This is a genomic window from Hymenobacter yonginensis, assembly GCF_027625995.1.
Classification (GTDB): domain Bacteria; phylum Bacteroidota; class Bacteroidia; order Cytophagales; family Hymenobacteraceae; genus Hymenobacter; species Hymenobacter yonginensis.
Genome location: NZ_CP115396.1, coordinates 2,965,902 through 2,979,761, shown reverse-complemented (window position 1 = coordinate 2,979,761; position 13,860 = coordinate 2,965,902). Strand labels below are relative to the sequence as shown.

The following is a 13,860-nucleotide window of genomic DNA, read 5'->3' as shown; positions in this document are numbered from 1 at the left end:
TTGGAAACCTGTGTAACCGATTTAGGGCCGGCCGGTGGTTTTAGTGGTAGTGGTGCGGGTGGTTTTGTTGGCTTTGTAGCGCATATCGGCCGAGCCGTCTTTGCGGGTGGGGCCAGTGACGGTGGTGGTTTTGGCCATCTTGTTTTCCTTGTAGCGCATATCCGGCGAGCCATCGGCTTTGGTGCGTGCCGTGGTGGTCGTGCTGGTTTGCGTGGCCGTGCTGCGGGTAGCCGGGGTGGCTGGGCGGGCGGGGGTGGCTGGAGTAGCTTGCTGCACGCGGGCGGCGGGTGCCTGCGCAAACGCTGCCGGAGTCAGCAAACTCAGCAGAAACAGGTAGGAAAGGAAGCGGAACATAGGAAGAAAATAAGATGGAAAAGTAACGCCCCGGACCATCCGCGGCTGCTAATAGGAATGTATAAATATTTTTGTGAACAATTCATGAAGTGCTTGGCTAGCAGCTCGGTAGATGGTATATTTCCTGAACTCACCTCTGCCGATTCCACTTCATGAAAGCACTTTTAGCCGCGTTGAGTATCTGCCTGCTGGCCTGCGCAGGGTCGGCCCGGGCGCAGAGTATGCCGGCCGTGTATCTGAATAGCCGTGATGAGGCTACGGTGCCGGATAGCGCCACCCACTACCGGGTGATTGACCGCAAAAACGAGCTGCTGGGCACCTATGCCATGCGCGAGTTTTCGCTGACGGGCACGCTGCTGTTGCGCGGCACGCTCAGCTCCATCGACCCCGTGGTGCGCACCGGCCTGCTGACCTGGTACCACCCCAACGGTGCCAAGGCCGCCCAGGTGCACTACCGCGCCGATGAGGCTGAGGGCGTGTACGTGGCCTGGGACGAGGAAGGCCGCGTGCGCCAGCGTGGAGAGTACCTCAACGGCCAGCGCACCGGCACCTGGATCAGCGTGCACCGCAACGGCCAGAAACGCTCCAAGGGCACCTACGCCGCCGGCCGGGCCGTGGGCGAGTGGCGCTACTACTACGACACCGGCCAGCTGAGTGCGCTGGAGCTACTCAGCCGCGACAAAGGGCCGGCCCTGGCGTTTTTCAACGAAGATGGCTCGCCGTACGTGGGCAAGCTGCAGAAGCGCGAGCTGCCGCAGTTTCCGGGCGGCGAAACGGCGCTGCTCAACTACGTGGCCCGCAACACCAACTACCCGCGCAACTCGCGCCGCAAGGGCATCACGGGCAAGGTCTACGTGAGTTACACCGTGGATGAGCAGGGCCGCGTGGGGCAGGTGCAGGTGGTGCAGGGCCTGTCGCCGGAAACCGACCAGGAGGCGCGGCGCGTGGTGGCCAGCCTGCCCGCGTTCCGGCCCGGCCGCGAGTACCACGTGCCCACCGCCATGACCTTCACGGTGCCCATCCATTTCTCCCCCAGCTTCTCGCTGTTCAACGGTGCCCGGCCGCCACAGGTGCCGCCCACGGAGGCCCGCGCCGCCCGCCCCGAGGAAATGTATTGAGCGGTCATTAAACCTGCCGCGCCTGCGGCTCTCCAAGAGCCATACTACATTTCACCTCCTCACTTTCCTGACTATGAAAATCTCCGCCATCTTCTGCGGCGCGGCCCTGAGTGTGCTGGCCACCACCGCCTCCTTCGCCCAGACTGCGCGTCCCCGCGCCAACGACCAGGCCCGCATCCGGCAGGGCGTGCAATCGGGGCAGCTGACGCGCGCCGAAGCCGCCCGCGCCCAGGCCCAGCAGGCCGACGCCCGCCAGGCCCGCCAGGGCGCCCGCGCCGACGGCGTAGTAACCACCGAGGAGCGCCAGGGCATCCGCAAGGAAGAGCGCCAGGCCGACCGGGTGCTCTACCGCCAGAAGCGCGACGCCCAGACCCGGCCCCGCCGCTAAGGTGCTTCGCGTTGGACGTCTGAAACGCAAAAAGCCCGGACCTGCTCAGCAGGTCCGGGCTTTTTGCGTTTGCCAAAAGGCAAACAGAAGCGCTTAGGCAGTTACCTGGGCGTCGAGTTTCTGAGCCAGTACATGCTTTGGAACAGCACCTACCTGCTTGTCAACTACTTGGCCGTTTTTGAACACGAGCAGCGTAGGGATGCTGCGGATGCCAAACTTGGCCGACGTCTGCGGGTTGGCGTCTACGTCGACTTTACCGATAATGACTTTGCCTTCATATTCGCCGGCCAGCTCTTCCACTACCGGACCCACCATGCGGCAGGGGCCGCACCATTCGGCCCAGAAGTCCACCAGCACGGGCTTATCGGAGTTGATGATCTGATCGAAGTTAGCATCGGTAATTTCGATGGCTTTATGTCCCATGACAGAAGGGGGTTTGTGTGACGTTGAAAATTGCTTCTTACGATTCTTGGGGGCGCAAGGTAGCAGATTGCGTTTCAACAAGGCTGCGTCGGGAAAGTTCACTTCGATCAATACCGGGCATCGGCCGTCAAACCAAGCAAAGCGCCGGATAGCCTTCTGCGGGCCAGCAAAGCGCCGTCTGGTCGGGCATGGGGCTATTTCTCGGGCTTGTTCACCACAAAGTTCAGGGCGTTGGTATAGTCTTGGGCGCGGCTGCGGAGCTTGTAGAATACATACAGATTGAAGAAGTGCATGCCGCCCAGAATCAGGATAATCGTCCCGATTTTGATGCTGAGCTCTTCCACGCTCTGCTGGTAGCTCCCGATTTCGTCGGTGCTGCGCAGCATCAGGGTGGCGTAGCCGATGTTGATAAGGTAGAAGCCGGTGATGAGCAGCTTATTCACGGAATCGGCCAGGGGCTCGTTGCCGTGGAAGATGTCGACCAGGAAGGTGCGGCCGTTGGTGAAGAGCGTGCGCGCCACCCACACGGTGAGCAGCACCGTGACAGGCAGATAAATTCCGTAAACCAGCAGATAGTAATTCATGGCGTTTGGGGGTTGAAAGGTGATGAGGTGAAAAGGCGATGAAGTGAAAAGGCTGAGTGGCTAGGGCAGTTGGGGTAGCAGGTCGGCCAGGGCTGGCGCGCAGGTGGGGTAGCGGAACCGGAAGCCGGCTTCCAGCAGCCGCTGCGGCACCACTTTGCGGCTTTTCAGGAGCAGCTCGGTTTCGGTGCGCAGCAAGAAGGCCCCGATTTCGAGCAGCCAGCGGGGCTGCGGCAGGTGCCAGCGGGGGCGGTAGTGGGCATCCAGCAGCGCCATCAAGGCAGCGTTGGTTAGGGGCTCGGGGGCGCACAGGTTGAAGGCACCCGCCAGGGCCGGATGCGCCACCAGAAACTCCACGGCCCGGCAGAAATCCTCGATGTGCAGCCAGCTGACCCACTGCTGCCCGTGGCCGTGCGGGGTGCTGAGGCCCCGGCGCGCCAGCCGGGCCAGCGTAGGCAGCGCGCCCCCATCGGCCCCCAGCACAATGGCCGTGCGCAGGGCCACGCGGCGGGTACGAGGCAAGGCAGCCAGGTTGAACTCGGCTTCCCACTGCTGCGCCACCATCTCCGAAAACCCGCGCCCGATCCGGCCGGTGGCCTCCGTGTTGGCCGGAGCTGCGCCGATGGTGTCCTCGTAAATGGTAGCTGTGGAGGAGTTCAGCCACAGCGCCGGTGGGTTGCGGCAGGCTGCTATGGCGTCGCCCAGCACCCGAGTGCTGTCGGTGCGGCTGCGCACGATGGCGTAGCGGTTGACGGCGTGGTAGCGGCAGTCGACGGAGCGACCGGCCAGGTTGAGCACTACCGCGGCGCCTTCCAGGGCTGCGGCCCAGGGCCCGAGGGTGCGGCCGTCCCAGGCGAGGTCGTCGGGGTGGCGGGGGCGGCGGCTAAGCGTCCGGACCCGGTAGCCGGCCCGGGTGAAATTGCGTCGCAGGTGCTGGCCCAGAAAGCCCGTGCCGCCGGCCAGAATAAGCAGTGGAGGTTCCATAAAACACGCTTGAAAAGGGAAGAAGAGAGAAACTTCGCCGGCGAATAAGGAATCGTGTATATCAAACTTTCAATAATTATTGAAATATAGAAGGCAAAAAAAAGGCCTGCCGAAGCGCTATGGCCCCGGCCGCATCAGCTTCATGAATGTGCTCAGAAACCAGTTCTCATCGGCTTTGATGAGGGTGGAGGCTGCGCGGTCGGCGAAGTTGGCGAAGCTCTGGATGCTGCCAATCATCTGGGTGAAGGCGGCAGTTTCCTCGGGCGTGGCCGTGGGGGAGGGTTCTACCTCGCTGATTTCGCCCAGCACGCGCATGATGGGCTGCAGCTCACGCTTGCGGCGCTCCTGCAGAATGAGCGTAGCCACGCGGTGGATGTCCTTTTCGCCCGAAAAGAACTCGCGCCGCTCGCCAGGCCGCAGCTCCTTACGCACGATGCCCCAATCCATGAGGGCGCGCACGTTCAGGTTCACGTTGCCCCGCGAAATCTGCAGCTGCTCCATGATGTCCTCGGTGCTCAGCGCGCCCGGCGACACCAGCAGCAGCGCGTGCACCTGCGCCATTGTGCGGCTCACGCCCCAGGCCGAGCCCAGGGTGCCCCAGCCTTCAATAAATCTGCGCTTGGCTTCGTCGAGTTGCATGGTTCAAATGTAGTGGAGTATTTCAAACTTTCAATAAAAATTGAAAGTTTATTTTCAACGAGCTATCCGAATGATATCCAGCACCGCACCAACCACGCCTGCCAGGGCCACTACGAAAGCAAATAGCCCCAGTATGGTGCTCATGGGGAACAAGATCAATCCCAAGACTACGAATAAAGCGGCCCCAGCCAGCAGCAGCAACAGATGGAACACGCCAAACACTACACCGCCCTCCGCAGGCTGCCGCCGATGCTGCGCTTCGACCTGCGGCGCCTGGTGGCGGCGGGCTGAGGTGTGGGGATGGGTGGCTTTTGCCTGTGGCATCAGGGGGCGGGTGAGAGGCCTCAGCACTAATCCTGCAGCAGGGCGGACGCGCGAATTGCGCTTCAACTCCGGAATTAAAAGCGTGGATGAGGATGGCCGAGCGGTGTCGGTGGTAACGGGAGCTTCGGCGGCCGCCTGATATTGGGCAGATTGCGGCAGTATCAGCCGCTGCTCTACGCGGCAACTAGCTAAACTCCAACCCAAGCCAAAAAGCAATGGAATGGCTCGGGAAGTAATTTGGAGCTTCATGTCCAGTGAAAAATTGTTAAGGTCAGCTGGGATGCTACTTCAGCAACCTCAGCACGCGAGATTCCTCGCGCTGCTCGGAATGACGTGCTGCTGTCTGGTAGGCGTAGCGCTAGAACGCAGTAGCGCGAACTTTGTAGTTCGCGCCTCCGCGCCGCTGAAACGAACTTGTCCAACGGCTCGGGGACGCGAACTACAAAGTTCGCGCTACGGTGCAGTAACCCGCAATCAGCCTAAATCAGCTGGCAGGCGTCGATTTCCATCTCGCGCATTTTGCGGATGAACTCCTTGGGCTCGATGCGGTAGCGGCGGGAGTAGGTGTCCACGGCCAGGTGCTCGTGGGGCTCGGCGAACTTGATTTCGAGCTTTTTGGAGCCCGCGCAACCTTCCACGGCCTCCATGAAGCGGTCCATGAAGGGCTCGGTGATGGTGCGCAGGTCGAGCTGCACACGCACGCCGTTGGCCAGCTTTTCGGCCACGTTGAACAGCGGCTCCATGGTCATGATCTTGAACTCGAACTGGTCGGAGTCGCGGAAGCGCTGGGCGTATTTGCCGCGGATGAACATGGGCGGCACCTGCTCCTTGTCGTAGTTGCGGGGGTTGATGAGGGCCGAGAACTTGGAGTAGTCGTCGCGGAACAACGCCAGATTGAGGCTGCTTTCGTAATCTTCCACGTTGAAGCTCACGAAGGGCTGGCCGGTTTTGGTGGTCTTGAACTGCACGTTGGAAATCAGGCCGGCCACCGTCACGTCGCGGTTTTTGTAGCTCTCAATCTTGTCCAGGCCGCAGGTGCAGTAGGAGTCGATTTCCAGCTTGAAGTCGTCGAGGGGGTGGCCCGAGAGGTAGAAGCCCACGATTTCCTTTTCGCGGCGCAGCTTCTCGGTGGGGCTCCAGGGCTCCAGGTCCTGGATTTTGGGCATCGGGATGGCCATTTCGCCGCCGCCGCCGCCAAACAGGCTCTGCTGGGCCGATTCCTTGGCGGCCTGATGCTGCTGGCCCACCTTCATGGCCTTCTCGATGAGGTTCTGGTCGTTGCCGGGGGCCTCCAGGAACTGGCGGCGGTGGTAGCGCTCAAACGAGTCGAAGGCGCCGGCCTGGGCCATGCTCTCGAAGGTTTTCTTGTTCACGGCCCGCAGGTTCACGCGGCGCGCAAAGTCGAAAATGTCCTGGTAGGGGCCGTTTTTGTCGCGCTCCTGCACGATGTCCTCCACGGCGGCCTCGCCCGAGCCCTTCATGGCGGCCATGCCGAAGCGGATCTGGCCCTGGGCGTTTACGTTGAACTTCAGGATGGATTCGTTCACGTCGGGGCCGAGCACGGCCACACCCTGCTTGCGGGCTTCCTCGATGAAGAACGTCACCTTCTTGATGTCGCCCATGTTGTTGGTGAGCACGGCGGCCATGTACTCGGCGGGGTAGTGAGCCTTGAGGTAGCCGGTCTGGTAGGCCACCACCGAGTAGGCGGCGGAGTGGGAACGGTTGAAGCCGTAGGCCGCAAATTTCTCCATCACGTCGAACACCTCGTTGGCCTTTTTGGCCTTGATGCCGTGCAGCTTCTCGGCGCCCTCGCAGAACTTCTCCCGCTCCAGGGCCATCTTCTTCATATCCTTCTTACCCATCGCCCGACGCAGCAAGTCGGCACCACCGAGGGAGTAGCCGGCCAGGATTTGGGCCGTCTGCATGATCTGCTCCTGGTACACCATAATACCCTGGGAGTAGTTCAGAATGGGCTCCAGCAGCTCGTGCGGGTAGTCCACCTCCTCGCGGCCGTGCTTGCGGTTGATGAAGTTCGGGATGAACTGCATCGGGCCGGGCCGGTAGAGGGCGTTCATGGCAATCAGGTCCTCGATGTTGGTCGGTTTGAGGTCCTTGAGGTACATGCGCATGCCTTCGGACTCGAACTGGAACGTGCCGATGGTGTCGCCGCGCTGGTAGAGCTCGTAGGTTTTCTGGTCGTCAATCGGGATTTCGTCGATGTCGATTTTGACGCCGTGGTTTTTCTCGATCAGGTTGATGGCGTCGACGATGATGGTCAGGGTTTTGAGGCCCAGAAAGTCCATCTTCAGCATGCCGGCACTCTCAATCACCTTGCCGTCGAACTGCGTGATGAGCAGGTCCGAGTCCTTGGACGTGGAAACGGGAATGTACTTGGTGATGTCGTCGGGGGCGATGATGACGCCGGCGGCGTGGATACCGGTGTTGCGCACCGAGCCTTCGAGCTTGTGCGCCAGGCGCAGAATCTGGCCGCGCAGGTTGTCGGGGGCGTCGTCGCGCAGGATGTAGTCCAGCTCGGGGTTTTCGGCGAAGGCCTTGGCCAGGGTAGTGCCCACCTGGTCGGGCACCATCTTCACCAGGTCGTTGGCCACCGGCAGCGGCAGCTCCATGGCCCGCGACACGTCCTTAATCGACGATTTGGCGGCCATGGTACCGAAGGTGATAATCTGGGCCACCTGGGTTTTGCCGTACTTGTCCACCACGTAGTCAATCACGCGCTGGCGGTTCACGTCGTCGAAGTCGATGTCAATATCGGGCATCGACACACGCTCCGGGTTCAGGAACCGCTCGAAGAGCAGCGAATACTTGATCGGGTCGATGTTGGTGATGCCGATGCAGTAGGCCACGGCCGAGCCCGCCGCCGAGCCCCGGCCCGGCCCCACGGCCACCCCAATGCTGCGGCCGTGGTTGATGAAGTCTTGGGTGATGAGGAAGTAGCCGGCAAAGCCCATGGTCTCAATCACGCGCAGCTCGTAGTCGAGGCGCTCCTCAATTTCGGGCAGGCGCTCCGAGTAGCGGGCTTTCGGGCCCTCGAAGGCACCCTTGAAGGTGAGGTGGCGCAGGAAGGCGTCGGCGGTGGGGTGCTCGGGGGGCAGGGGGAAATTGGGGAGCAGGATGTCGCGCTGCAGCTTGGGCGGCGTGATTTTGTCCACGATTTCGTTGGTGTTGTCCACGCTTTCCGGCACGTCGGCAAACAGCGCGTTCATCTCGGCCTGGTTCTTAAAGTAGAACTGGTCGTTAGCGAAGCCGAAGCGGGCCCGGGGCCGGGGGCTCTGCGCTTCCTCGTCGATGCGCTGGAGCTGGCGGCGGATGGTGGCATCCTGGCCGGAAAGATGGCGCAGGTTGTCGAGGTGGTCGTAGTGAACTTTGTTGTCCTGGGAAATCAGGCGGAAATACTGCGTCTGGAAGTCGCCGACCGGGATGCTGTGCTCCTCGCCGGTGTTCACGCACAGTAGAATGTCGTGGGGCGCGAAGTCGGTCTGCTCCACGTAGTGCGAGTCGTTGGTGCAGATGACCTTCACGTTGTACTTCTTGGCCAGACCCAGCAGCACCTGGTTCACGTCTTCCTGGCTTTTGCCGGTGCCGTCGAAGTTCATCAGCCCGTGGCGCTGAATCTCGATGTAGTAGTCGTCCTCGAACACATCAAGCCACCACTTGAGCAGTTCCTCGGCCTTGGCCTCGCTCTGAAACAGGATGGCCTGCGGAATCTCGGCCCCGATGCAGCAGCTGGTGGCAATCAGGCCCTTGTGGTACTTGAGCAGCAGCTCCTTGTCAATCCGCGGAAACTTCGAGTACACGCCCTCAATGAAGCTCATGGAGCAGAGCTTGCTCAGATTGTGGTAGCCGTCCTGGTCTTTGGCCAGCAGCAGCTGGTGGTAGCGCTTGTCCCGCTCGCCCTTCTCGCGGCTGAAGGTTTTCTTGTGGCGGTCCTCCACCATGTAAAACTCGCAGCCCACAATCGGCTTTACGTTGTACTTGTTGGCCTCGGCCACGAAGTTGAACGCCCCGAACATGTTGCCGTGGTCGGTGAGGGCCACGGCCGGCATGCCGTCGGCCTGAGCCTTCTTCATCAGGGCCGAAATGCTGGCCTGACCGTCGAGCAGGGAATATTGGGTGTGCGAGTGGAGGTGCGAGAAAACGGGCATGGGCAAGCCGCACCGCGCCGTTAGGGCGCGAAGCGTACAGTAAAGTTACCCACGAATCAGCGGCCGGGAAAGATTGCGCGGCAACGGATTTTGGCGTATCACCAGAGAGTGGGCGCCCATCCGGGCGGCTCCGGTGGCGGCCCGTCCGGGTTGGCCGGCCGGCATGAAAGCCCGTATCTTCCCGCAGGGTCCGCAATTATTCTGCCGCGGACGGGGTTAGGGTAGAGCAGCCGGCGTATGGCTGGGCTTAGAGTAGCGGGGCTTCGGCTTCGATATACAGTTAGCGGCGCGGCTGGCCCGTTGCCGGAATTATTGAGAGTGCCAACTATCTACATTTTTTGTCTTCTGTGGCCGTGCATCCCGGCCAATATCACGCATGAAATATCTGGCTACCTCCACCGACCCGGTCTATGACCCGGCCGCTCCTGTTTCGCGCGTCGGCGCGTTTCTGCAGCAGTTTATTCAGGACAAGCGCGACCTGCCGTTTGTGTACCTGATCCTGGAAATCTCGCTCACAATCTTGCCCCTGGTGGCGCTGCTCTACGTGCCGGGCCTCGACCGGGGCCTGTGGTGGGCAGTGTTCGGGGTGTTTCTGGGGCTGACCACGTTTTTCTTCAAGGGGCCGTTCGGGCTGATGCTGCACTGCACCAGCCACCGCATCCTGTTCAAGAAGAAGTACGGCTACCTCAACCACTACATTCCGTGGGTGATCGGGCCGTTTTTCGGGCAGACGCCGGAAACGTACTTCACCCATCACATGGGCATGCACCACCCCGAAAACAACCTGCCCGACGACGGCAGCTCCACCATGTACTACCAGCGCGACTCGCTGGCCAGCTTCGGCCGCTACCTCGCCGATTTCTTTGTGCTGGGCATTCCGAAGCTGGTGCAGTACCTGGGCCGCACCAACAAACGCACGTTCCGGGCGCGGCTGCTGCGCGGCGAAGTGGTGTACCTGGTGGCCTGCATGGGGCTGGGCTTCGTGAATCTGCCTGCCACGCTGGCCGTGCTTATTATGCCCGTGCTGGTCACGCGCACCATCATGATGCTAGGCAACTGGAGCCAGCACGCCTTCATTGATGCCGCCGACCCTGCCAACTGCTACACCAACAGCGTGACGTGCATCAACACCCGCTACAACCACAAGTGCTGGAACGACGGCTACCATATCAGCCACCACCTCAAGCCGGCCCTGCACTGGAGCGAGCATCCGGCCCATTTCCGTAAAAACGTGGCCTACTACGCCCAGAACAAGGCCATCGTGTTCGACGGCATCCACTTCCTGCACATCTTCGCCTACCTCATGACGCGCCGCTACGATTTGCTGGCCCGCAACTTCGTGAACCTGGAAGGCCAGTTCCGCTCCGAAGCCGAGGTGGTGGCGCTGCTCCGCCACCGCACCCGCCGGATTGCGCGCGTGCCCCAGGCATTGCCGGAACTGGCGCTGGCTTAATCACGCCTCTGTCATCCACTGCAAAGCAAAAGGCCGCCTTATCGGGCGGCCTTTTGCTTTGCTGGAGGTGGCTCTTGGCCGGCAAGTGTATCGTTATGGCAGGTGTCTCACCCCCTGACCCCCTCTCCGAAAAAGGATAAGGGGCACTGGCTTTGCTCTTAATGTGGGAGTTGCGGCCGGCTATTCAGGTGTTTGAATGGTGAGGACTTCGCCGATTTTCACGCTGTTGTCGGGCTTGGCATTCCAGCTCTGGAGCTGGTCGGGCTTCACGCCGTACTGGCGGGCAATGGCAAACAGGGTTTCGCCTTTGACTACCGTATGATGCCGCACGGCTTTGGGAGTTGCCGCTTTGGCCGGGGCCGCCAGCGTGAGGGTCGGCGCTAAAGGTTTGGCCTTGGCTGCTACCAGGGCATTGCCGGGCAGGGCAGCGGGCGCGGCGGCCGGGGCCGCTTTGGCTGGAACGGTCAGGGGCCTAGTGGCAGGCGCGGCGGCTACGGCTTTGTCGGGAGTAGTGGCGGCCGGGGCCTTGGCGGTGCTGGCGGCTGCCGGCTTGGCTGCTTGCGGCTTGGTTCCCAGGAAGCCCGTGGCGGCCAGGCGGTCGGAGGCGGCTTTAAGGCTAGGGCTGCGGGCCGTGCGGGTGTTGAAGTCTTTGTACTGAGGGCTGCGCAGCAAGGTCTGCAGCTCAATCTGCCAGGGCTGCTGGCGCAGGCGCTGGGCCAGTAGCTGCTGCTGCTCGCGTGGCAAGCTGGCGGTGTAGGTGCTCAGGCGCTGGTTGTAGGCCGGAATCTGGAGCAACGCGGTTTCCACGAGCTGGGTGGCGCGGGCGTCATCGGGCTCGTAGTAGATGGCGCGCAGCTGCCGCACGCTGGCCTGCACCAGCCCCGACATCACCCGCACTGAATCTTCGGACAGCGCTACAGCTGGCGCTGGAGCTACTGGGGTAGTTTGGGAAGTTTGCGCAGCCAGGGAAAGAGGCAGCAGGAGGCCGCCGAGAGTTAAAATCCGGGAAAGAAAAGGCATCGCAGTAAAGAGAATAAAGAAATTCGGAAAGGGTAACAGTGCTTATCGCACAGCATGCAGACGGGCAGCGCGGAACAGGCGTAGCTACTGCGCTATGGATGGGCGCTTGGCATCAGGAGCTTATTTGGCTGGCTGCACGAGCAGCACCTCGCCGGGCTTCACGTTGAAGTCGGCCTTGTTGTTCCACTCCATGATTTGCTTGATGGTGACGCCGTATTTGCGCGAAATGGCATACATCGACTCGCCGCCCGCTACCGTGTGGCGCACCATAGCCGCTGCCGGCGCGGCCGTCGGGTTTGCTGCCGCAGCAGGCGCCACCGAGGATGCCGGCGTGCCACCAGCCGGTGCCGCCACGCGCAGCACCTGGCCCAGCCGCAACGACGGATTCTGCGGCAGGTTGTTCCAGACAATCAGGTCGGCAGGGCGCAGGTTGTAGCGGCGGGCCACTGCGTAAAGCGTTTCCTTGGGCTGCACCGTGTGCAGGCCGTTAGCCGGCACGGGCTCCACCGGGCCACTCGCGGCCGGCAGGGTAGGGGGCAGGGGCCGCGGCGCGGCTACTGGCGTGGCAACGGGCGCCGCCGCCGGTTTGGCAGCCGGCACTGCCGTCGGTGCGGCAGCCGCTACGGGTTTGGGGGCTGGCCGGGGTGTGGCTACTGGCGCGGCCGGCTCGTCGTCAGTGGTGGGCTCGTCGCCGACGGGCGTGGAGGCGGGCAGGGGCTTGCGGGCCGGCGGCGTGGCAGCTGTCGGGCGCGGCGTGGCTGGAGCAGCCGGCGCAACTACCGGCGCCGGGGTGGCGGCTGGCTTGGACGCCGGTGCCACGACGGGAGCAGCCGGCTTCGGGGCCGGCGCTGCTACGGGCGGGGCGGGCTCCGAGCCCAGCTCGTTCAGGTTTTCGGTGGTGGCGTCGGTGGCGGAATCGGGCTGGGTGACCGTGCCGGAAGGGGCGGGGGCATCGTCGGTTTCAACGGCGTCTTCCAACTCCCGGATGGTGCTGGCCGTGTTGCCGCGGTACGGCTCGGTTTCATCGATGCGGCGCTTCTTCGCGGCTGGGGCGGCCGGGGCGGGTGCCGTGGCTGCGGCAGCCGGGGCAGCTTTGGGGGCCGGGGCCACCGAAGGCAGCTCGAAAGCCGCCAGCGCCTTTTCGTTTTTGCTATCGGCGTACTCGATGGCGACGTCTTTGGGGCGGGTGTGCTTCAGCCACAGAATGCGGCCGGGGCGCAGTTCTTCGTTGCGCGGCATGCGGTTCTTGGCCCAGATGGCCTTGGCCCGGATGCCGTACTTCTGCGATACCGTAGCCACGCTCTCGCCGGGCTGCGCCACGTGGTATTCCACCTCGCTCTTGTCGCGCTTCTTCTGTACGAAGTAAGGCTGGCCCACCACGATGTTGTCGAAGGCAAACAGGTCGTTGTACTGCATGAACTTGCGCACCTTCAGGTTGGCGCGCTTGGCCATGCTTTCCTTGGTTTCGCCGGGCAGCGCCACCAGCGCCCGGATGCCGTTCACGCGCACGTAGTCGGCGTTCTGCGGGTCGGGTTTGGGCTGGTTGAGTAGCTGGCCGGCGGTGGCGCTTTTCTGCTGAGCGGCCAGGGCCGTCTGCTGAATCGGGTCGGTGATGGGCACCAGCATCGTGTAGATGCGGTCGGTGGGCACGGTGGGCGTGAGCAGCCAGCGGTTGTGGCGGGCGGTTTCGGCGGGGTCGGTCTGCAGGCTCTGGGCAATGCCGGCCATGGAAAGGCCGGGCGGCGCCGGAAACTCCTGCAGCTGCAGCAGCGGCTTGGGGTTGTGGCCCACGGCGGGCTCGTAGGCCAGCTTGTGGGCCAGCATCGTGAGGATATACGCGTGGGTTTGCTCGGAAATCGGCATTTCCGTGGCGTTGTAGTCGGTGGGCAGGGTGTAAGGCTTCACGCCGCCCGAGCCCAGGTTGTAGCTGAGCAGGGTGTTCAGCCAGTTGTGCAAGGCTTGGTTGTTGCGCTTGAGGTACTTGGCAGCGGCTTTGCTGGAGGCCACGATGTGCTTGCGCTCATCCACCACGTCGTTCATCACCACGCCAAAGTCGGCGGCGGTTTCGCGTTTGAACTGCCAGTAACCCACGGCGTCGTGGATGCTTTGCGCGTCGCCCTGCAGGCCGCTTTCCTGAATCACCAGAAAGCGGAAGTCCAGCGGCAGCGCTTCTTCCTGAAACACCCGCTCGATAAGGGGAAAGTAGGCGTCGGCCAGGTTCACGCGGGCCTGAAACGAGGCCGGGTGGCTGCGTAGCGCGTCTACTTTCTGCTGCACGGCGCGGCGGCCGCCCTCGGTAAGGCGCAAGTGCAGGCCGGCAAAATCGAAGGTGGCCGGAACGGATACGCTCTGGGCGGCGGCCAGCAGCGGCAGCCAGCAAAGCAGTACGAGTACAATTCTTTTCATGACAGGC

12 protein-coding genes are annotated in these 13,860 nt (G+C 62.6%); 3 read left to right on the top strand and 9 right to left on the bottom strand.

The genetic code is table 11. The features are described from left to right. Window positions 1–21: 21 nt before the first annotated feature. Complete coding sequence (locus O9Z63_RS12880) at window positions 22–354, bottom strand: hypothetical protein (RefSeq protein ID WP_270125648.1); 333 nt, start codon at window positions 352–354, stop codon at window positions 22–24. 152 nt (window positions 355–506) lie between these two features. Here O9Z63_RS12880 and O9Z63_RS12875 point away from each other — a divergent pair, with 152 nt between their 5' ends. After that, window positions 507–1,472, top strand: a complete 966-nt coding sequence (locus O9Z63_RS12875) for an energy transducer TonB (protein WP_270125647.1) — start codon at window positions 507–509, stop codon at window positions 1,470–1,472. A gap of 73 nt (window positions 1,473–1,545) precedes the next feature. Then, entirely contained in the window at window positions 1,546–1,860 is a 315-nt protein-coding gene (locus tag O9Z63_RS12870) for a hypothetical protein (protein ID WP_270125645.1), read from the top strand. 93 nt (window positions 1,861–1,953) lie between these two features. Here O9Z63_RS12870 and trxA read toward each other — a convergent pair whose 3' ends face one another. The 6 genes from trxA to dnaE form a co-directional block, all read right to left on the bottom strand. Then, a complete protein-coding gene (trxA, locus tag O9Z63_RS12865; RefSeq protein WP_044016382.1) occupies window positions 1,954–2,283 on the bottom strand; it encodes a thioredoxin in 330 nt (109 codons plus the stop codon). 194 nt (window positions 2,284–2,477) lie between these two features. Continuing rightward, on the bottom strand, window positions 2,478–2,867 hold the full coding sequence (locus O9Z63_RS12860; RefSeq protein ID WP_052381488.1) for a hypothetical protein: 390 nt from the start codon (window positions 2,865–2,867) through the stop codon (window positions 2,478–2,480). Between the two features lie 60 nt (window positions 2,868–2,927). Further along, window positions 2,928–3,848 carry a TIGR01777 family oxidoreductase gene (locus tag O9Z63_RS12855; protein ID WP_270125642.1) on the bottom strand — a complete coding sequence of 307 codons (921 nt, stop codon included), beginning with the start codon at window positions 3,846–3,848 and terminating at the stop codon, window positions 2,928–2,930. A 117-nt stretch (window positions 3,849–3,965) separates the two neighbouring features. Continuing rightward, complete coding sequence (locus O9Z63_RS12850; protein ID WP_270125639.1) at window positions 3,966–4,487, bottom strand: GbsR/MarR family transcriptional regulator; 522 nt, start codon at window positions 4,485–4,487, stop codon at window positions 3,966–3,968. Between the two features lie 54 nt (window positions 4,488–4,541). Then, window positions 4,542–5,060: a hypothetical protein gene (locus tag O9Z63_RS12845; RefSeq protein WP_270125638.1), complete on the bottom strand. Its 519-nt coding sequence runs from the start codon at window positions 5,058–5,060 to the stop codon at window positions 4,542–4,544. Window positions 5,061–5,290: 230 nt separating this feature from the next. After that, window positions 5,291–8,974 (bottom strand): DNA polymerase III subunit alpha, encoded by a 3,684-nt coding sequence (gene dnaE, locus O9Z63_RS12840; protein ID WP_270125636.1) that lies wholly within the window; start codon window positions 8,972–8,974, stop codon window positions 5,291–5,293. A gap of 376 nt (window positions 8,975–9,350) precedes the next feature. Here dnaE and O9Z63_RS12835 point away from each other — a divergent pair, with 376 nt between their 5' ends. After that, window positions 9,351–10,427, top strand: coding sequence for a fatty acid desaturase family protein (locus O9Z63_RS12835; protein WP_270125635.1), 1,077 nt, complete (start codon window positions 9,351–9,353; stop codon window positions 10,425–10,427). Between the two features lie 180 nt (window positions 10,428–10,607). Here O9Z63_RS12835 and O9Z63_RS12830 read toward each other — a convergent pair whose 3' ends face one another. Beyond that, complete coding sequence (locus O9Z63_RS12830; protein ID WP_270125634.1) at window positions 10,608–11,447, bottom strand: LysM peptidoglycan-binding domain-containing protein; 840 nt, start codon at window positions 11,445–11,447, stop codon at window positions 10,608–10,610. A gap of 120 nt (window positions 11,448–11,567) precedes the next feature. Next, on the bottom strand, window positions 11,568–13,853 hold the full coding sequence (locus tag O9Z63_RS12825; protein ID WP_270125633.1) for a LysM peptidoglycan-binding domain-containing protein: 2,286 nt from the start codon (window positions 13,851–13,853) through the stop codon (window positions 11,568–11,570). Window positions 13,854–13,860 lie beyond the last annotated feature (7 nt).